Source organism: Exilispira thermophila, from assembly GCF_055389015.1.
This window is the reverse complement of record NZ_AP042476.1, coordinates 2,837,766-2,860,525: the sequence shown is the minus strand read 5'-3', so window position 1 is coordinate 2,860,525 and position 22,760 is coordinate 2,837,766. Positions and strand designations below refer to the sequence as shown.

The window sequence follows — 22,760 nt, the reverse complement described above, 5'->3', positions numbered from 1 at the left end:
AAATTTAATACTCTTAGCTTTCATTTACCAAATCTATATTTTGTTTAACAATATTATTAAACAAAGAATACCCTGTATTAGTAAAATCCTTAATTAAGGTAATAAATCTAAATATTATAAAACTATCATCATAAGAAACATCACACTCGAATGTACTTATAATTGAATCTTTAGTCATTTTATTGTTATTTTTATTAAAATAATTTATTAACTGTTTTTCATTTTCAGAAATTTTTCCCTGAAAATTAAATAAAATAAAAGCTGTTTGATTTTTTTCAGGAGCTATCAATTTTTTTATAGTTTTATTTTGATTTGCTTGGGTTAAAAAATTCAGATTATTTTCTATTAAAAATTCAATTAAACTTTTGACATTAGAAATTATCTCTTCTATTTTTTTATTATTAAAGTCAATTAATAAAGGAATAAAATCTAAAAATTCACCTATAGTATTATAAAAAGAATTGTTTTTATATCTTCTTCCAAAATGAATTATTTTAACTGGAAGTTTGGGTAAATTAAAATATCTTGAAATAAAAGTTAGAAATATTTTAAATGAGTTCTCAAATATTTTGTTTTCTTCAAAAGAATTATGTAAAGGAATTTTGTACTGAAATAAATTAACTTCATCTGTTAATTTTTTTTCAAAAATTTCTTCTACTAATTTTTTATAAATTTCATATTCTTTTAAATTAAACATTTCAATTATTCTATTTAAATTGTTTGAATTTATTTCTTTTTTAATTAGATTTACATAATCTGAATATTTGAAAGTCTTTTTACTATCAATTAATTTATCTTTTCCCAACCTATAAATTGATTCTTTTAAAAACTCTTTTACAATTTCTACACTCATACCATCAAAAATAGAATGATCAAAAAAAGTACCTATATAAAATGTTGAAAAATCATATTTTATTATAAATAAATTATAAAAAAGATTTCCTACTTTAAATTTCTTTTCCAACATTTCTTCTAAAATCATTTTCAAAATAAACTTTTTATTTTCAAGTTTAATATCAGCAATGTCAATTATTTTTATATTGAGTTGTTTTATCTTTTCTCCTACCTGCCAAAATAGTTGTTCATTTTCAATAATAATAAAAGATCTCAACAATTCTTGTGAATTTATTAGATGTATCAAAGATTTTATTATTGTTTCAGGATTTAAAAACCCATCAATCTTTACAAAAGTACCAGTAGTTCTATTATTCTTTAATAAATGTAATTTTTGTATTTCACTAAGAGGGAATTTATACAATTTTTTATTATTTTTTAATTTTAAATTTACATTATTGTAATTTTGTTTAAGAATTAGTTTTATCTTTTCTATTTTTTGATCACTGATATCCTTCAATCTTAATACATCATTTATAAATTGCTCATCGGTCGCTAATTTATACTTAGAAGGAAAAGAATCATTACTGCTAAGCATAATAATAAAATTTGGATGTACAGAAACTTCAACATTTTCAATAAAAAATTTTGATATTTTATCCATTTTGTTTTCAATTTCCTTATTTAAATAGAGAATATTTATTTTTAAATTTTTTAAATAAAAAACTACTAACTTAATTTTTTCTCCAAAAGTTTTGCTTAACTTTTCATTTATAAGTTTAATATCATCCATCATGGATAGATTAGATTGAGAATCAATTAGTAAAGATAATTCTCTAATTGTTTGATTTTTAAATAGATCATTTAGATTAATATTTATATTCTCATTATTTAAACTAACAATAAAATTAATTGCTTTAATAGAATCACCACCAATTTCAAAAAAATTATGGTTAATTCCAACATTTTTAATACCCAAAATTTTTTCTAAAATTTTTATTAATTTTTTTTGAGTCAATGTTTCTGGAGGAACATAACTATTTACTAGCTGAGATGAAGGTAATGGCAAAGATTTCTTATCAATTTTCCCAACAGAATTTAAAGGGAATTTTTTTAATTGAATAAAAAAAGAAGGTATCATATATTCAGGAAGTTTATCTTTTAAAAAATTTTTTATTAATTGTATTTCTAGTTTTTTCTTTGCTGTAAAATAAGCACATAAATAACTAAAACCTTCCAAATTCACAGGAATTACAAGAGCCTCATCTATAAATTCATATTCAAGTAATGTATTTTCAATTTCACCTGGTTCAATTCTATATCCTCTTATTTTTATCTGATCATCCAATCGACCTAAGAAAAAAATATCTCCATTTTTTTGCCATTTACCATAATCCCCTGTCTTATAAAGTTTTTCTCTTTTGTTATAGGGATTAATTATAAATTTTTTCTTTGTTAATTCTAGTTTATTTATATATCCTCTTGAAAGTCCTTTACCAGATATACAAATTTCTCCTGCAATACCAGGTGGTAAAAGTTTATTGTTTTTATTAAGGATTAATACTTTAATATTAGCAATTGGTTTTCCAATTGTAATTTCTTTTCCATTTTCAACTTTTGCAAAAGTAGTAACTACACTATTCTCTGTAGGTCCATATTCATTAAATATTTTTATTTTTTTATTTATTAAATAGCTTTTAGTAACAACCTTTTTTGTTAATTTTTCACCAGCTAAAGTTACTTTTTTGAGAAACTTTAGTTCATCGCCCCTGGAAAAACTTAATATTGCTAAATAAAGAGAAGGAATTGTTATAAAATTTGTTACTTTATATTTTTTCAGATATTTTATAATTACATCAGGATCTTTAATTTCATTATTTTTTAAAAATACAATTTTAGACCCTGATAAAAGAGGAGTAAAAAAACTTGTAACAAAACCATCAAAATGGTATGAAAACAAAATTAAGGAAGTATCATTTTTGTTGAACTTATAATTTTTAACTCTCCAATAAATATTATTATAAATTGAACCATGTTCAATCATTACCCCCTTGGGTTTCCCTGTTGAACCAGAAGTATAAATAATATATGCAAGATCATTATTTTTTATTTTTAAATTTAAATTATTTTTCTTCTGCTTATTTATTTCATCAATTCCAAAAAATTTTATTTCTTCATAAAAAGTCTGGGTTTCAATTACATCATCTATTAAAATATAATTTTTTATATTTTTTACTTCTTTAATAATTTTCCCAATATCTTTTTTAAATTTGGATTGGAAAATTAATGTTCTTATTTTTGATTCTTTAAAAATATCAATTATCCTTTTTATTGGTGTATCTGGTGCTACAGGAAGATAAAAATTTCCAGATTTTAAAACTCCAATTATAGATGCAGCTAATTCAAAAGAATTTTCTAAAATCAGTCCAACTCCTGATGTTTTTGATTTTTCCTTTTTATTATCAAATATTAAATTTGCTATCTGATTTGATTTTTCATTTAATTGATTAAATGTAAATGAAGTATTATTGAAAATTATGGCTATATTATCCCCATTTCTTTTCACCAGTTTTTCAAATAGATCAACTAAAGTTTTATTTTCTGGAAATTTAACAAAAGTATCATTAAATTTATTCAGTATCAGGTTTTTCTCTTGTTCAGTTATAATCTCTATATCAGATATTTTTTGATCTACATCCAATATCAATTGGTCAAGTATATTAAAAAAATGTTTAATCATTCTAAGTATTGTTTGTTTTTTAAATAATTTGGTACAATATTCAAAATTACAAAGTATAATATCATTTTTTTCTCTACATTCTAAAGAAATATCAAATTTTGATGTTTTTTGACTAATTTCTACTGGTTTTAAAGTTAAATTTTTTAAAGATATTTTTGTTTCTCTATAATTTTGTAAAACAAACATTGTATCAAATAAAGGATTTCTACTTCTATCCTTGACAAGATTTAATTCATCAACCAGCTCATCAAATTGATAATCTTGATTTTTAAAAGCAGTTAATATTTGTTTTTTTACTTCTATAAAAAAATCACTTATTTTTTTATTTGGTAAAAGTTTAGTTCTTAAAGGCAAAGTGTTTATAAACATCCCTATCAGATTCTCCAGACCTGGAATATTTCTTCCTGCAGTAGGAACACCAATAATAATGTCATCCTGATTACTATATTTAGAAAGAAATATATTATATACACTGAACAAAAACATAAACAATGTTAAATCAAACTCTCTACAGATTCTTTTTATTTTTTTCAACCTATTTTTATTTATTATAAAACTTATCATATCACCATCAAAACTTTGAAGAGGTGGTCTTTCAAAATCATAAGGTAAATTTAAAACTGGAATTTCTTCATTAAATATATTAATCCAGTATTCTTTCTGAAGAAGAAGTTTATTAATATTATCAGATTTTTTCTGCCAAACTACATAATCTTTATACTGTATTTCTAAAGGTTCAATTTGCTCATAATAGGCATTCATTATATCTTTAACAATTATTTCTAAAGAAGTACCATCTGCAATAATATGATGTATATCAAACAGTAAAAAATATTTATTTTCAGGTAATTTTAATATCTTAATTCTAAAAAGTGGTAATTTACTTAAATCAAAAGGTTTTACAAAATTTTTTATTTCTTTATTTAAATCAAAAGATTCTAATACTTTTTTTTCAGAAATTGAAATATTAAATTTTAAATCTTTATGTATCTTTTGTACTGGTTCATTATTTAAAACATGAAAAGTAGTTCTTAAAGATTCATGTTTTTTTATAAGCTCTTTTACAGACTCTTTAAATTTTTTGATATTGAGAGGTCCAGTAATTTCAAAAGCAACAGGTAAATTATATGCTGTATTGTCTGGAGCAAAATAGCTTAAAGTAAATATCCTTTTTTGTGAAGAAGCAATTGGATAATATTCCTTTTCTTCAACAGGAATTATTATTTCTTTTTTATCTTTATTTTGTTTTGTAATTATATATGCAATTTTTTCTATTGTTGAATTATTAAAAATTGATTCAATATCTATTTTTACATTAAATTCTTTTTGTAAAAGTGAAGTTATTTCAATACCTTTAAGTGAATCTCCACCTAAATCAAAAAAGTTTTCATCAATACTTATGTTTTTTATACCCAGTACTTTTTGAAATATTTTTAATATTTTTCTTTGAATATCATTTACAGGTTCTTTAAAATTTTTGATATCCCTTTTTCTTTCAAAAACTAATATTTCTTCTTCTGAAGATTTTAAATTCATTGTATTTAGTTTAGATAGGTTTATATCAACAGTATATTTTTGTTTTTCAAAAGAATAGGTAGGTAAAGGTATTCGAAATCTTTCAACTTCAGAATATAATAAATTCCAATTTATCTTGATTCCAGATTCCCATAGTTTTTTTATGAATAATTCAAATTGATCATCTTCAGAATTTATTTCTTCTTTATCTTTAGATAAATTAAAAATTGATACCACTTTTATATTTTTTTTATTATAATTAAATTGATTATCTTTTCCAAAACAAATACAAACTAAATCATTTTGTTTAATTTCTTCTATTATATCTTTTCTTGGAGTTTTTTGGCCAATAAAATTCATTAATAATTCATATATATAATTATGGTCAGTTGCTTGGCTTGTATTAATCCAATCTCCAGTTTTTGATGAAATATATGGAATTTTAGGTGAATTTAAAGATATGTTCCTAAATAAATTTTCGTTACTTTTAATACTAAAATTTTCTTCTTTAATATTTGATCTTATATTTTTCAGTTCATAAAGTATTTTTAATGAATCACTGATAGAAACCACATCTGAAATCGTTGCGCATAATAATTCATTAATTCCTGAACCCAATAGTGCATAAGGAATTATACCCAATTCTATTAATAATTTAGAAAAAGAAAAATTAAATATAAAATCATATATAAAATAAGATTCTCTTATCTGTTCAAAAGATATTTTATTATTAATAAAATTTTCAAATAAAATTTTTTCCTTTTCAGGAAGAAACTCTTTACATTTATCAATTTGTCTTTTAAACATTAAATTATTTTTATAAGCATCTAAAAACATTTTATTATTAATTATTTCTTCATTCTTGAAATTAAAAACAGTGTTATTAGAAATAGAATTAACTATTGAATAAATATCTTGATTCAATGCAAATGATAGTTTATCAATTATTTCATTTATATTATTTGCTATTACACTTCTTCTATATTTAAACTCTTTTCTTCCATTCTGTAAGGTAAATGCAATATCTTCTACCCTTAAATCATTATTCATTTTTAAATAATTGATAATATTACGTGTATTTCTATCTAATGCTTCTTTTGTTCTTCCTGAAATTAAAATAATCTCTTTTTTCATATCTTTAAATCCTCCTTTCAGGAGCCTGTTCAAGAATTATATGACAATTTGTCCCTCCAATACCAAATGAACTAACTCCTGCTCTTAAAACAGTGCTGGCCTTTTTAAAATCAAGATTTTTAATATTTATAAAAAATGGGCTTTTAATAAAATCTATTTTTGAATTGGGTTTTTTAAAATTAATTAAAGCTGGGAATACTCTATTTTTTAAACTTAATACAACTTTTATTAAACTTGCAATTCCAGCAGCAGTGTCAAGATGACCAATATTAGCTTTTACCGATCCAATTGCACAAAAATTCCTTTTATTAGTAGAAAATGCTTGTTTTAAAGCCTCAATCTCAATTGGATCCCCTAAATTAGTTCCAGTTCCATGTGTTTCTATGTAATTTATTGATTCGGGATGAATACCTGCTAATTCTAAAGAATTTGAAATTACTTCAGCCTGACCATCTATACTTGGAGCTGTAAAACCAATTTTTCTAATTCCATCATTATTAATAGCTGATCCTTTAATTATGGCTAATATATTATCATTATCTCTTATTGCATCATCTAATCTTTTTAACACAACAATACCTACTCCATTACCAAATACTGTTCCACTTGCATCATCATCAAAAGGTCTGCAATGTCCATCTTTTGAAAAAATCATCCCTTCTTGATATAAATATCCTTCTTTTCTAGGTAATGATAATGATACCCCACCTGCAAGAGCCATATCACATTCCCCTTTTAAAAGTGATTGGCATGCTAAATGAACAGTTACTAAAGAAGTTGAACAAGCAGTTTGAACAGTAAAACTTGGTCCTTTTAGATTTAATTTGAATGAAATTCTTGTAGCAACAAAATCTTTCTCATTTAATGTTCCTGCATTATAAGACATAATCCTATTATTAGCTAATGTTAAAAGCCTTGTAAGCCATAGCAAATTAGAAGAACTACCTACAAATAAACCAATAGATTTTTCATAGTTATCTGGAATATATCCAGCATTTTCAAGTGCTGTCCATGTACATTCATGTAATAATCTTAATTGGGGATCCATTAATTCTGCTTCTGCAGGAGTATAACCAAAAAAGTCTGCATCAAAATATTCTATATTATCCAGATACCCTTTAGCTTTTATATAATCTGGATTTTTTAGTAAATATTCATCTATACCACTTTCCCTTAATTCTTCATTTGAAAAGAATTTTATGCTTTCTTTTCCCATTATTAAGTTTTTCCAGTATTCATCTATTGAAGAGGCACCTGGAAATTTTCCAGCCATACCAATAATAGCTATATCACTTGTCTCATTTAATCTTGATAATTTAGTTCTTTTAATATTTTTTACTTGATTAGTATTTGATTGTAAATAATTGGCAAAACTCATTATAGTTGGATATTGAAACATTGAAACTACAGGAATATCTTTATTAGTTAATTTTCTAATTTTGCTAATTACCTGTATTAATAGCATTGAATTTCCACCTATATCAAAAAAATTGTCATTTATTCCTATTCCATCTATACCCAATACATCTTGCCATATTCTTAATATTTCTTTTTGAAAACTATCTTCAGGTTTGATTATTTTATTCTTATCTATAGTTTTCCTATTAAGTGGATCTGGTAAAGATTTTTTATCAATTTTTTGATTAGGTGTTAATGGCCATTTTTCTACCTTTATAAAATGTGAAGGAATCATATAATAAGGTAATTTTTTTGATAAATATGCTCTGAGCTCTTTATTGAAAGTTTCTTCATCAATTTGTTTATTTGCTATATAGTAAGCACAAAGAAAGGCATTTCCTTTTTTATCTTCTTTTTTAACAACAATCGCTTCTTTTATTAATTTATTTTCTAATAAGTTTTTCTCAACTTCTTCAAGTTCAATTCTATATCCTCTTATTTTAACCTGAGAATCTATCCTTCCTTTTATTTCTATCTCACCATCTAAAGTTACTCGTGCTAAATCTCCTGTTTTATATACTATTTCTTTTCTCTTAAATAAATCTACCTCTACAAACTTTTGTTTAGTTAGTTTCTTATTTTTAAAGTAACCTTTAGCCAGGCCATCTCCAGCAATACACAATTCACCATAAACCCCAATTGGTGCAATTTTATTATTATCATCAAGAATGTATATTCTTGTATTTGAAATTGGTTTACCTATAGTAATATTTTTTGAATTAGTTAAATCTTTTATAGTTGACCATACTGTCGTTTCCGTTGGTCCATACATATTATATATTTTAGCATTAGTTTTTAATTGTAACTGTTCTAATAAATTTTCTGGAAACGATTCACCTCCAATCATTATTGTATCAAGTTCTTTAACTGCTTCTGTAAATTCTTCATCTTCTATTAATACTTTCATTCTTGAAGGAGTAGTTTGAATCATATTTATAGAATAATTTTTTATTAATCTCCCTATTTCTTTTGGATCCTGTTGAGCTTCATCTGAAGTAAGAACCATTGTTAACCCTTTAGTTAGAGGAAGTAGTGATTCAAGCACAAAGATATCAAAGGAAAAAGTAGTTAAAGAAATAATCTTTTTTTTATCATTAAAATCAATGGCTTTTGTAATTCCATGAATAAAATTATTAACAGATTTATGTTTAATAACTACACCTTTTGGTTTACCTGTTGAACCAGAAGTATAGATCAAATATAATGGATCTTCAGAATAATTAATGTTTTCAGGATTTTTAGTTGATTCATTTTTTATATTAGAATCATCAATTGGAACTATTTCCCCTTTAAAATTATAATTAATATTAATTTCTTCTGTTGTTAAAAGAATATTTACTCCACTATTAGTTAAAATATAATTGATTCTAGATTCTGGATATACAGGATCTATTGGTAAATAAGCTGCTCCTGATTTAATAATACCTAGAATTCCTAATATCATTTTAGATGTTCTTGTTGAAATCAATCCTACAATATCACCATTTTTTATTCCCTTTTTTCTTAAAAAATTCGCTATTTTATTAGCTTCTTCATTTAATTGAGAATAAGTTAAATTTCTATCTTTTGCAATTAAAGCAATTTTATCAGGATATTTTTTAGCTGTGTTCTCAAATAGATCACTTATAGTTTTATCCTTATCATATTCAGAAGTTGTATTATTAATCTTATTTACCAAATCAATATCTTCTTCTTCAAGTAAAGAAATATCTTTTAATTTAATTTCTGGATTTTCTATAACATTTGATATTAATTTTATAAATTTTTTTGAAATAGTTTTAATTGTTTCTTTCTTAAAAATATCAGTACAATATTCAAAAAAAGAATAAAGCTTATTTTCATGCTCTTCACATTCCAGTGAAATATCAAATTGGGATGTTTTCATTGTCACATTTAATGGAGTAAAATTTAAACCCTCTGCTTTCATTTCATAAAATTCCATATTCTGAAGATCAAATTCAGTTTCAAATAGAGGATTTCTACTTATATCTCTTTCAAGATTTAATTGTTCCACAAGTTCATCGAATTGATAATCCTGGTTTTCAAAAGCTTTTAATACATTTTCTTTTACTTCTAATAAAAATTCCTTAAATGTTTTTTCACCATCAGGGAAATTTCTCATTGGTAAAGTATTTACAAACATACCAACAACATTTTCAATATCAGGATGTCTTCTACCAGCATTTGGAGATCCTATAATTATATCATTTTGACCAGTGTATTTATAAAGTAAAATATTATATAATGTTAATAAAACCATGTACAATGTTGAACCATTATCAGAAGCTATCTTTTTCAAATTCAGTGTATAATTTTCATTTATTGTAAAATATATTCTATCCCCTTTAAAAGATTTAATAGGAGGACGAGGAAAATCTAAAGGTAAGTTTAAAATTGGTAATTCCCCTGAAAATTTATTCAACCAATATGATTTTTGTTCTTTTATCTTATCTGAATTAAGCATAGCATTTTGCCAGTTAGCAAAATCCTTATACTGAACTTTAACTTCAGGTAAATCTTCATAATATAACTTAAATAAATCACCAGTTAAAATTTCAGCTGAAGTACCATCTGCAATAATATGGTGAACATCAAACAATAAAATATGTTTATTTTCTGATAGTTTTACCAATTCAACCCTTAATAATGGTGGTTTTGACAGATCATAAGGTTTAACAAAATCTTTAATTAATTCTTCTGTTAATTTCTTTATATTTTCATTATTCTTATCATTTGATAGATTTTTATATTCAATTGAAAAATCTACCTTATCATTAATTTTTTGGAAAACTTCACTATCTACAAGTTCAAATGATGTTCTCAAACTTTCATGTCTTTTTATCAATTTTTTAAAAGCACTTTCAAGTTTTTTAAAGTCAAATTTTCCTTCAATTAACGTTGCACTGGGTAAATTATAAGCAGTGCTTTTTTCATCCAATAGATATAGAGCATACATTCTTCTTTGAGCTGAAGATAATGGATAATATTCTCTTGGTTCAACTTTTGGAATTGGAATATATTGACTTTTTTCAGAATAATTTTCAATAATTGTCGCAAGTTGTTTTGGTGTGGAATTTCTGAATATTTCATCTAGTTCAGGTTTAACATTTAATAATTTTTGAATTTCTAAAATTAAACTTACAGCTTTTAAAGAATCCCCTCCTAATTCAAAAAAATCCTCTTCAACACTGATATTTGTAATACCTAAAACTTTTTCAAATGCTTTACATATTTTTTCTTCAATTTCATTTTCAGGTGCAACATAATCATCAGCTTTTTCCCTTTCATAAATGATATTTTGTTGTTTTGAAGCAAAGTTTTGAATATATTCATTATTTCCTGATAATAATTTTTCTGGATCTATAGTATCAATAGAGAAATAATGTTTATCAAAGACATACGTTGGTAAAGATAATTTTTTCCTTTCCCTATTTTCATGTAAAAGAGAAAAATTAACTTCTATACCGGAACTCCATTGTTTTCCAATAAATTTATATAAAATATATGAAATAGAATTTTTGTTATTTTTAAAAATGCTAAATATGTTTTTAAATTTTAACTTTGTTAATATTTTATCATATTCATCACTAAAGCTTAACAAATCTATATTTTTATATTCTTCATTGTCATCTAATTGTAACAAATTATAAATTTCTTTATTAATATCTATAATTTTCAAAATTTTTTCATTTTTAATAAATATTTTACTTTCAATTGAATAATAAGGATATTCTGTTTTTGTTAATGTTAAAGTCTCTATATTAAAAATAGGAATATGTTTGTTTTTCTTTCCAATTAATATTTCATATAATAATTTTCTGGATATTAATTTTATAAAATATGCATAAACAAGGTCACCTATACCTTCACCAATAATTATTGATGTTTTTATTCCTATTTCATCAAAAAATTTTAATAAAGAATATTGAAATACAAAACTTAATAATAAATTATTTTTTTTGCCTTTTTCAAGACAATTTTTAATTTCTTTTTGAAATTCTAATTGAAAATCATTAAATGCTTTGTTTACAATATTAGAAAAAAGCTTTTCTTTATTATAATAATTCTTTGCTTTTTTTATTTCATCATCACTTAAATTATGTAAATAAATAACTAAATTGTTTTTTTTGTTATTAACTAAATATATATTTTTATTATTTAATAATAATTGTCTAATATTTCTTTCATCATTTTTGATAAGTATATATTTTCTATACTTATAAAATTTTCTACCAGTTTGTAAGGTATAAGCTACATCAGAAACATTATCTAAATTATTATTAATAAAGTAATTTGATATTTTTTTTATATAATTTTCTAAAGATGTATTAGTATTAGCTGAAAAAACCAATAAATTCCATTTATCAAAATCATTTTCTCTTTCTATTTCAGGTGGTTCTTCAAGCACTATATGAACATTTGTTCCTCCAACACCAAAAGCATTAATACCAGCTCGAATTGGGTTATTAAAGTTCCCCTTCAATTCTATTAGCTTTTTATTCACTACAAATGGACTATCTATAAAATTAATTTTTGAATTAGGTTTTTCAAAATTTACTACTGGCGGCAATTTTCTATTTTTTATACACAAAGCTGCTTTTATCAATCCTCCGATACCAGCAGCTATATCCATATGCCCAATATTTCCTTTAACAGAAGTTAACCAACAAAATTGTTTTTTTTCTGAATTAAAAGCTAATTTTAATGATTCTACTTCAATAGGATCTCCAAGACTTGTACCTGTTCCATGAGCTTCAATAAAAGTAATAGTTTCAGGATTAATTCCAGCTTTGTCATATGCTTTTTTTATTGCTTCTGCTTGCCCTTCAATACTTGGAGCAGTATAAGCAACTTTTGAATTCCCATCATTATTTATTGAAGAAGATTTAATAACAGCATAAATATGATCACCATCCTCAATTGCTTTTTTTAATGGTTTTAAAACCACAAGACCAACACCATCAGAAAAAACAGTTCCCATTGCTTTATCATCAAATGGTCTACAATGCCCATCTGGAGAAAATATCATTCCCTTATAATAAAAATATCCTGATATTTTTGGTAATTCTATTGTTACACCACCAGCAACTGCAATATCACAATCTCCTTCAATAATTGACTGACAGGCAAGGTGTACAGAAACCAATGAAGTGGAACAACCTGTTTGAACTGTTAAACTTGGTCCTTTTAAATTTAATTTGTAAGAAATTCTGGTTGCTAAAAAATTATTTGTTGTAAGGGTAAATGCTTGATATTTATCACCCATATTTGCATCATGAAAAAGAAGTCTGGTAACCCAATTTAAATTATCTGAGCAACCAGCAAAAAATCCAATTGAACCTTTATGTTTATCTGGTACAATACCTGCATCTTCTAAAGCTTCATAAGTACACTGATATAAGACTCTTAATTGTGGTTCCATTATTTCTATTTCTTTGGGTGAATACCCAAAAATTTCTGGATCAAAATATTCAATATCTTCTAAAACTCCTTTAGCTCTAACATAGTTTTCCTGTTTCAAGTCTTCCTCATCCACCCCAGCTTTAATTAATTCTTCATCAGTAAAGTGTTTTATAGACTCAACACCATTTTTTAAATTTTCCCAGAAAACATTTATATTCTTTGCTCCAGGGAATCTGCCTGCCATACCAATAATTGCAATATCAGATTCATTTTCTCTTTTTTTGTTGTTTTTTTCTGGATGAAATTTTTCAATTTGTTTATCTTTACCTTCTTTTTTATTATGAATTAAGGAATCTATATACTCAGCTAAAAGTTTGATATTGGTATATTGAAACAGTTTTATAATTGAAAAATCAACATTAAATTCCTGTTTTAATCTTTCTCCTATCTGAATTAAAGAAAGGGAATGAGCTCCTAAATCAAAAAAATTATCTTCAATACCTATAGAATCAACATTAAGAATATCTTTATAAATATAAGCAATTTTTTTCTGGGTATCTGTTTCTGGTGGCAATAATTCTGAATTAATGTTTCTGGTATATTTTTTTATTTCAGGTAAATTTTTTCTATCAATCTTTCCACTTGAAGTTAAAGGGAATTTTTCAACTCTTATAAAATGTGAAGGTATCATATATGAAGGTATTTGTTCTAATAAATAATTTCTTAATTCAAAATCAGATATTTTTTTATCACTTTTATAGTAAGCACATAAAAATTTATCCCCATTTTTATCAGTTTTTGATATTACTACTGCTTGAGAAATTTTATCATTTTTTAATAAGCTATTTTCAATTTCTCCTAATTCTATTCTAAATCCCCTTATTTTCACCTGATAGTCTATTCTTCCGAGATATTCAATATTTCCATCTGGTAACCATTTTACCAGATCACCCGTATGATACATCTTATTGTATATTTCATTTTCACCCTGCTGATAAAATGGATTGACTGTAAATTTTTCTTTTGTCAATTCTGGTTTGTTTTTATAGCCTCTAGCAATACCAGGACCGGTTAAACACAATTCTCCAGGAACCCCAATTGGAACCAGATTGTTATATTTATCAACAATATAACATTTATAATTTGGTACAGGTTTCCCAATTGGTACATTTATTCCATTTTTGAAATCTTTTAAATAATATAATGTACCATAAATTGTAGCCTCTGTTGGTCCATAAATATTTACAAATTCAGGAGTTAATTTTAAATTATAATATTCTTTTACATCTACTGGAGGTATAGCTTCTCCAGCTACAAAAATATATTTTAAATTTTTTAATTTTAATCTACTTTCATCACTATTTAATACTCTCAATAAAGATTTAAACATTGAAGGAACAAAATTAATATGAGTAATTTTATCATTTTCAATTACTTCCAGTATTTTATAAGGATCCTTTTCAAATCCATTTTCCAGTATTACAAGCTTTCCATTTCCAAAAAACCACCCAAACAATTCAGTAACTGATACATCAAATGTAAAAGTCGTCTTTAATAAATATGCATCATTATTTTTTAAAGGGAAAAATCTTTCCAATCCTTCTAAAATATTTGTTATTCCCTTATGTTCTATCATAACTCCTTTAGGTTGACCAGTTGAACCAGAAGTATAAATAATATACGCAAGATCATCACCTTTAATATTTATATTAAGATTAGTATCATTACCTTTATAGACAAAACTGTTATTAAGATCTATATTTATAATTTTTGTAATTTCTTTAGAAACCTTTTTTAAATCATCTTTCCTTGAAAGAACAACTTTTACTTTTGAATCACTAATTATATATTTAATTCTGTTTTCAGGATATTCAGGATCTATAGGTACATATGCTGCTCCTGTTTTTAATATTGCTAAAATTCCAATTACCATTTCTGGACAACGTTTGGTCATAATTCCAACTATAGAATCTTTTGTTATATTTTTTGAAATTAAAAATCGTGCAAGTTGATTTGCTTTTTTATTTATTTCAGAATATGTTAATATTGTATCATTATATTTTAAACCAATTTTCTCAGGGAATTTTTCTGCTTTTTTCTCAAATTTATGAATTAAAGTTTCATTCAAATAATCTATTTTCATAAAACTATTATTGAACTTTTCTAAAATAACTTTTTTTTCAGAATAAGAAATTAAATTATATTTATATATCTGAACATATGGATTATCAGAAATCTGTTTTAAAAGATTGATAAAATTTTTAGCTAAATTTTTAATTGTTTTTTTAGAAAAAACAGATGAATTATATTGAATTTTACAGAACAATTCTTTCATATTATCAAGAAACAAAAACATCAGATTACCAGGAAGATTTATTTTTTCCAGTTTATATTCTTTAAATTTAATTTTATTAATTAATTCATTTTCTTCATACACATCAAATGTAAAAGAAATATCAAAAATTTCTCTTAAATATCCTTTTTTATTATTTATTTCCCTAAAAATTAAATTATTTGGATATTTTACATTTTTGTATGCTTCTATAATTGTTTTTTTTACTTTATTTAGAAATTCATTAAACTTTTCCTCGGGATCAATATAATCTCTTATTGGTAAAAGATTAACAAAATATCCAAATACATCCTGATATTTTGTACTCATTCTGTTTGTAAAAGGTGAAGTTACAGTTATATCATTTTCTAAAGTATATTTGTTTAAAAATACTTTAAATACTGCAAATAGAAACATGAAAGGTGTAACTCCAAATTCTAAACTTAAATGTTTAATCTTTTGATACAAAGACTTGTTTATCTTAAATTGAATCTCTTTTCCCTCTTTTGGTTTATCCAGTTCATTACGAAAATCAGTTAAAAAATGAAAAGGTTCATACCCTTTCATTTTATCTGACCAGTATTTCTTATATTTATCATATTCATTGCTATTTAATTTTTCATTTTCATTTAACACCAATTTATAAAATTGATGCTCGGGAATATCTATATCAAAGTTAACATTCTTTTTTAATTCAAAATAATAGGTAACGAGATCTTTTTTTAAAATTTCCATTGACCATCCATCTGAAATAATATGATGAATTGCAATAAAAAAATAATATTCTTCATTATTTGCTTTAATTAATTCAGCATTAAATAATGGATATTTAAATAAATCAAATATAATAGAGGAATTTCTAATAGAAATTTTTTTAATATATTTTTTCTTTTCTTTTTCAGTTAAATGACTTATATCTTTGTAATTAAATTTATACTCCACTTTATCTTTAATTATCTGGTAAGGTTCATTATCAATTATTTTAAAATATGTTCTTAAAGCACTATGCTTTTTAATAACAAGTTCAAATGCTTTCTGAAAAAGTTGAATATTCAGAAATTCATTTATTATTATACCAGTGGTTATATTATAAGTAGAATCATTGTTTAATTGATGTTCAAAAAACAATCCCTTTTGATTCTCACTTAATTTGATTTTTATATATTCGCTTTCCTTCATATTTATTTCCCCAAACTCTTTTTATTTTTTATTCTAAAGATTTAAGTACCATTATTAATTTTAAAAAAATTATTTGGTTAATCTTCAAAATTGTTAAAATATCAATTTATAAAAATTTTTAACTTTATTTTTTAATACATAGGTATTTTACTTCTAACTTCTTTTATTTTGTTTTTATTAACCTTACTGAAAATTATTCCTTCCTCATTTTCATTTAGTGAATTTTTTATTTCCCCCCATGGATCAATAATACAACTATTCCCACAAAATATTATTCCATTATCTTTCCCTGTCCTATTGGACACAATCACATACATTTGATTTTCTATAGCTCTACATTTCAAAATAGTTTTAAAATGTTCTAATCTCAAATGTGGAAAAGCTGAAACAACAATTATCCCATCACAGTCTTTATCTCTATAAAATTTTGATATATTTGAAAATCTTATGTCAAAACAAATCTGTAGCCCAAACTTATAATCTTTAATTTTAAAAACTTCTAAGTTATTACCTTTTTTAAAAATCTTATCTTCTCCAGTCAATTTAAACAGGTTGTTCTTTCTATATTTAGAAATATTTTCCCCTTTATCATTAAAAACCAATACACTATTAAATATTTGATTATCATCAATCTCTAAAATTCCTGCTATTACAAAAATTTTGTATTTGCTTGCTAAATCAGATAAAATTTGAGCATTTTTTATAAAATCATATTTTAAATCACTTATAATTTTTAGATTATATCCAACATTGAAAAGTTCTGGAAAAACAATTAAATCTGCTTTATTTTCTTTTGATTTTTTTATAAATTTTTCAGCTTTTTCTAAATTCAATTCAATATTTCCTGGAATTGAATTCATCTGTACTATACCTACTTTTAAATCCATTTTCTATAACCCCTGACTCTAACAAATGAATTTTTATAAAAAAATTTCATCAAAAATCTTTTTTGAATCAGACATTCCATTTTTTATTTTTTCTTTAAAAAACTCAACATCTTCATCACTTAAACTTATATTGGGATATATTCTTGAGATTGTTGATATCAATAATCCATTTTTCGCTAGCTGACTATTTAAAATAGCGTCCTTAGTCATAATTTCATAAGTCCACTCAGATACATCCTTTATTTCTTTCTCACAACAATGATATGAAGCACAATTAATAGGCCCCTGTATAACTAAAGGGATACCTGCATTAATTGCTTCTTTTCTTAAAATATCATGTATTTTTTTTGTTCTACTTTCCATATTTTCATATACACCTGGTTTTTCCAGTATATCAATGGTTGCTTTTATTGCAGCTAATCCAAGAGGATAACCATTAAATGTTCCAGCATGAATTACTTTTTTCTCTTCAAGAAGTCTCATAATTTCTTTTTTACCTGCTAAAACAGAAACAGGTAATCCACCACCACCAATAGCTTTTCCATAAGTAGCCAGATCAGGCAATACATCCAATTTTCCCTGTGCTCCCTTTAAACCAACTCTGAACCCGGTAATAATTTCATCAAAAATTAATACTATATTATGTTTATCACATAGGTTTCTAACTTCTTTTAAATAATTTTTTTGGGGAAGAATACTACCTCCATTAATACAGATAGGTTCCATAATAATTGCAGCTATTTCAAATTCGTGGTTATTTACTACTTCTTTCAATATTTCAATATTATTCCATGGTATCAGGAAAGATTGATTTTCCATTATTTTTTCAGCTCTCCCATCAGTCCCTTTATAGTCACCCTTAAAATCTACAGGAACTGGCATGCTTTCACTTTTCATTTTACCACCCATAATATTATCAGCATTACCATGATAATGACCAATAAACCTTATAAATTTATTTTTTCCTGTATAAGCTCTGGCAACTCTTAATGCATTTTGAACAATTTCAGTACCACTTAATCCAAACCTTATTAATTCTGCACATGGAATTATATTAACAAGCTTTTCACTTACTTCTTCATCTATATCACTATGATTTACAGACAAAATTTTATCTATCCATTCTTTTAAAAAATCATTATATTTTTTATTGTTGTGTCCCAATATCATAGCTCCAAATTTTGCATATAAATCAAGATATTCATTTCCATCAAGGTCCCATAGTCTACTATCTTTTCCTTTGATAAAAGGAATAGGTTTTTCTTCCCAGGGAAGTCTAAAATTATAGTGCACTCCACCAGCTAAATATTTTTTTAAATTATTAAAGTAGTTATTTGATCTTTTTACTTTATTCATCTGATTATCCTCGCATTACAATAATATTATCTATCTTCCTATACAATCAAATTATTTCACTTAATTCTTCTTTAACCTTAACACCTTCTGACAATAAATAATCAACCAGTTCTTCTAGAGTTTCATATTCAAATATAATTGCTGGATTTAATTCAATTCCTAAATCTTTTTGAATTAAATTAATAATTTTAATAGCATGAATTGAAGATATTCCCATTTTTAAAAAACTCTGATCTTCTTCAATTTCTTCAGGCATCAATCCTACAGTTTCAGATATTCTCTTTTTAATAACATTCATTAATTTTTCATATTCATTTGTATTTATCATATATTTACCCCCATTTTTTCTTATCTTTAATTATACATTTTATTAATAATTGTCAAAAGTTAAAAACAAATGTTAATTTAATAGGGTAAAGGGTCAAATTCTTTTTCACTTTTAAATTTTAAAAATAATTTAAAAATGACCCTTTACCCTCATAGAATAACCACACTTATTAGTTGTTGACATTTAAAAATATATAAATAGAGTTACAATATAATGATTTATTCGAATTCACTTTCATTAATAAAATAGAGAATAAAACCATTCTTTTGATTAAAGACAATAAAGATAAATTATTAGTTATTAGAAGAAAAATGGATTTATATTACTGATAAAATAGATTAACTCAATAAAGCACTACATCAAAAAATGGAGAAGACCTATGAAAAAAATTTTAATAGTCGATGATAATATTGAATTTAATGAAATTTTAAAAACATTTCTTGAAATTGAGGGTTATATAGTAGATCAAGCACATTCAGGAAAAGAAGCTTTTAAAAAATCTATAAAAAATTGTTATAATCTTATTTTAACTGATTTGAATATGCCTCAAATGTCTGGAGAAGAGTTTATTAAATCACTTTTTGAGATAAATCCCACTATTCCTGTTTTTATAATCTCAGGAAACTTAAAATGTATAGATGAACTTCTTAAAAAATACAGGAATGTTAAAAATATATTTGAAAAACCTGTAGATTTAATAAAAATTAAAAAAGAAATTAATAATTTTTTTAAAAACCCAGTATAAATAAAAAAACTTTGCTAAAGGAGGAAAAAGTTGGATTTAAAAAAAGAAAATAATATTAGAGATACTGAAAAAGAACAAAATTACCAGGAGTTCACTAAATTTAGTGAAGATTATGGTATATTTGTTTTTTGTGACATTAGAAATTTTAGTAAATGGGCTAAATACAATCAGCAGGAAATCAGATTACTTCTGGAAAAATTTTATAATTTCGCATATCAATATTTTCATAAAAATAGTAATGCTCAAGTAAAATATATTTTTAAACTTATTGGAGATGGTTTTTTCTATGCTTATTTAAATTCAAAACTACAGGATAATTTCTCAATGCGTATTAATTTTTTCGACAATTTATTAAACACAATTTTCAAGTTAAATAATGATACTATTGATGCAATTAAACACATTCATAACTTTGATAACCTTGAATTAGCTTTTGGAATAAGTTTTGGTTTTTGCTATAAGTTTAAATATAAAAAAGATGATACTTTTGATTGCATTGGAGAAAGAGTAAACTACTCTTCCAGATTATGTTCAATTGCTGAAGGTTCAACTATATATCTTGAAAAAGATTTAGAAAATATTATTACTGATCTTATTAAAAAATCAGAAAAAAAATATTCATATGAAAAAAAACAGATTGAAATAAAAGGATATGGTAAAGAAGATATATTAAAAATAAAATTAAATCAATAAAACATAACTTCTTTAATTATTATTGTAAATTACATTTTTATAAAATCAAAAATTTAAAAATATAAAAATTTAAAAAAATAAAAATTATTTTTTATAAAAAAATTTAATAGATATATATAAAATTTTATAAAGTTTAAAAACATTCAAGGATTATAAAGTGAAGAAAACATTTGCAATGTTTAAAGCAGATGAAAAAAATAAAAGTAGATATTTAAGAGCACATAAAGAATTAGATAATAATGAATTTAGAACAGGTTTTACCCGGGATAGAGATAGAATTCTGTATTCTAAATCGTTCCGAAGGCTTGAAGGTAAAACTCAAATATTTATTAAAGGATATGAAGATCATTTGAGAAATAGGTTAACACATACTTTAGAAGTTTCTCAGATTTCTACAACAATTTCAAAATATCTTAAATTTAATACAAATTTAACTGAAGCAATAGCTTTAGGGCATGATGTAGGACATACACCTTTTGGACATATTGGAGAAAGATTTTTAAATCTGATTACCAACAATTGTTTATTCGATCTTACAAATTTTAAAGTAAATGAACATGAAATGGGATTTAAACATAACTTACAATCTTTTAAGATTTTTGATTATTTAACTTCTATATCAAATAACTACAAAGGGTGTAATTTATCAAACTTAACCTTATGGGGAATTTTAAACCATAGCAAAAAAGAATTTAAAAAATGCAATTATTTTAATGGTAATAATAAATGTTTATTATTCATAAATAAAAATGGAAAATGTGAAAAAAGTAAAAATAATGGCAATAGTAATAAATTTTTAAAACTTAATCATTATAATAGATTTTTAGAACAAAAAATTTCTTCACATAAAAAAAGTAAGAAAAAAAACAAAAATATTATTTTATTTATTGATAATTCCTTTTCCTGGTCTTTTGAAGCTTTGATTGTTGGTATTAGCGATGAAATTGCTCAAAGACACCATGACATAGAAGATGGAATTATTGCTAAAATCATTGATGAAAAAGACCTCATTAGTTTATTTCTTGATTTATTTAAAAATTTTATGAAAAAAAGTGATATAAAAAAATTAAATGAACTGGAAAAAGAAACCAATATAAATATATTTTTACATGATTTTTCATCAATATGCATAAAAACATATATAAATGAACTATGTAAAAATACATCTATCCAGTTAAATAAACTTATTTCTCATTACAAAATAAAAACTTCAGATGATTTTTATAAAGTTAAAACTAAAATTTACAATGATATAAAAATTAATAAATTTAAAAATAATAACATAAAATCTATATTTGACCTTATTTCTTATTCATCAGATTTTAAACAAAAAGATAAAGAATTTCAAAAATTTTTATACAACAAAATACTAAATTCAAATATTGTTCAAACAATGGATAGCAAAGAATTTTTTGTATTATCTAAAATAACAAAAGCTTATTTAACCAATCCACTTCAGTTACCTGATAGAACAATAGAAATTTTAATAGATAATTATTTAACTGAACATAATAAAAATCTAAAACCAACTAAATATCCAAGAGATGTTCTTAAAGAAATTATGAAGGAGACTGACTTTAATAATTATTTATTAAGGACTATAGTTGATACTATTTCAGGTATGACTGATAATTATGCTCTTAATATCTATAAAATGCTTTATGGTTCAAAAAATTTCTGGATTGAATAGAAAATAATATTAAAGAAATAATTTAAATTTAATAAGATAAATCTTTAATTACAACTTTAAATCAGGAATGAAAGGAAATATTTATGATTGAAAAGGAAACAAATAAAAATAACAAATTTGTTAGTATTTTATCTATTTTGTTTTTAATTTTTCTAACAGTTTTGGTAATATTTAGTTTTATTAAATCACAACATCCTTATTATTTTTATCCTAGAATGATAATAGTATTGACAATAATGATTGTCTTAATTTTATATGAATTTTTTGATAAACTTGAAATAATTAATATATTGGTTTTACAAAAAAAACTTAATACCACAACAAAAGAAAAAGAAAAACTCGAAATCACAATTATATAAAAGATAAAATATATCCTGCTATTTCAAACAATCTTTTGTTAATTAAGAAAATTGATATACCAGATAATGAATTAACAAAACATTTACCAAAATAATATTATATAATT

General features: G+C 23.7%; 9 protein-coding genes. 4 read left to right on the top strand and 5 right to left on the bottom strand.

Annotated elements, in window-relative coordinates:
- Positions 1 to 13: 13 nt before the first annotated feature.
- The 5 genes from ACZ5EC_RS12210 to ACZ5EC_RS12190 form a co-directional block, all read right to left on the bottom strand.
- Positions 14 to 6,223 carry an amino acid adenylation domain-containing protein gene (locus ACZ5EC_RS12210; protein ID WP_464302759.1) on the bottom strand — a complete coding sequence of 2,070 codons (6,210 nt, stop codon included), beginning with the start codon at positions 6,221 to 6,223 and terminating at the stop codon, positions 14 to 16.
- Between the two features lie 4 nt (positions 6,224 to 6,227).
- Complete coding sequence (locus ACZ5EC_RS12205) at positions 6,228 to 16,595, bottom strand: amino acid adenylation domain-containing protein (RefSeq protein WP_464302758.1); 10,368 nt, start codon at positions 16,593 to 16,595, stop codon at positions 6,228 to 6,230.
- Positions 16,596 to 16,726: 131 nt separating this feature from the next.
- Positions 16,727 to 17,482 carry a nitrilase-related carbon-nitrogen hydrolase gene (locus ACZ5EC_RS12200; protein WP_464302757.1) on the bottom strand — a complete coding sequence of 252 codons (756 nt, stop codon included), beginning with the start codon at positions 17,480 to 17,482 and terminating at the stop codon, positions 16,727 to 16,729.
- 33 nt (positions 17,483 to 17,515) lie between these two features.
- On the bottom strand, positions 17,516 to 18,838 hold the full coding sequence (locus ACZ5EC_RS12195; protein ID WP_464302756.1) for an aspartate aminotransferase family protein: 1,323 nt from the start codon (positions 18,836 to 18,838) through the stop codon (positions 17,516 to 17,518).
- Between the two features lie 46 nt (positions 18,839 to 18,884).
- On the bottom strand, positions 18,885 to 19,166 hold the full coding sequence (locus tag ACZ5EC_RS12190; protein ID WP_464302755.1) for an acyl carrier protein: 282 nt from the start codon (positions 19,164 to 19,166) through the stop codon (positions 18,885 to 18,887).
- Positions 19,167 to 19,545: 379 nt separating this feature from the next.
- Between ACZ5EC_RS12190 and ACZ5EC_RS12185 the strand changes: the two genes are divergently transcribed.
- From ACZ5EC_RS12185 to ACZ5EC_RS12170, 4 genes are all read left to right on the top strand, one after another.
- Positions 19,546 to 19,911 carry a response regulator gene (locus ACZ5EC_RS12185; RefSeq protein WP_464302754.1) on the top strand — a complete coding sequence of 122 codons (366 nt, stop codon included), beginning with the start codon at positions 19,546 to 19,548 and terminating at the stop codon, positions 19,909 to 19,911.
- Between the two features lie 30 nt (positions 19,912 to 19,941).
- Positions 19,942 to 20,604, top strand: coding sequence for an adenylate/guanylate cyclase domain-containing protein (locus ACZ5EC_RS12180; RefSeq protein ID WP_464302753.1), 663 nt, complete (start codon positions 19,942 to 19,944; stop codon positions 20,602 to 20,604).
- 157 nt (positions 20,605 to 20,761) lie between these two features.
- Entirely contained in the window at positions 20,762 to 22,294 is a 1,533-nt protein-coding gene (locus tag ACZ5EC_RS12175) for a deoxyguanosinetriphosphate triphosphohydrolase family protein (RefSeq protein WP_464302752.1), read from the top strand.
- 83 nt (positions 22,295 to 22,377) lie between these two features.
- Positions 22,378 to 22,653, top strand: coding sequence for a hypothetical protein (locus ACZ5EC_RS12170; protein WP_464302751.1), 276 nt, complete (start codon positions 22,378 to 22,380; stop codon positions 22,651 to 22,653).
- The last annotated feature ends 107 nt before the right edge of the window (positions 22,654 to 22,760 follow it).

Bases quoted from the DNA above. Each gene is read 5' to 3' on its own strand.
- ACZ5EC_RS12210 (WP_464302759.1), bottom strand. From the start codon at position 6,223: ATGAAAAAAGAGATTATTTTAATTTCAGGAAGAACAAAAGAAGCATTA.
- ACZ5EC_RS12205 (WP_464302758.1), bottom strand. From the start codon at position 16,595: ATGAAGGAAAGCGAATATATAAAAATCAAATTAAGTGAGAATCAAAAG.
- ACZ5EC_RS12200 (WP_464302757.1), bottom strand. From the start codon at position 17,482: ATGGATTTAAAAGTAGGTATAGTACAGATGAATTCAATTCCAGGAAAT.
- ACZ5EC_RS12195 (WP_464302756.1), bottom strand. From the start codon at position 18,838: ATGAATAAAGTAAAAAGATCAAATAACTACTTTAATAATTTAAAAAAA.
- ACZ5EC_RS12190 (WP_464302755.1), bottom strand. From the start codon at position 19,166: ATGATAAATACAAATGAATATGAAAAATTAATGAATGTTATTAAAAAG.
- ACZ5EC_RS12185 (WP_464302754.1), top strand. From the start codon at position 19,546: ATGAAAAAAATTTTAATAGTCGATGATAATATTGAATTTAATGAAATT.
- ACZ5EC_RS12170 (WP_464302751.1), top strand. From the start codon at position 22,378: ATGATTGAAAAGGAAACAAATAAAAATAACAAATTTGTTAGTATTTTA.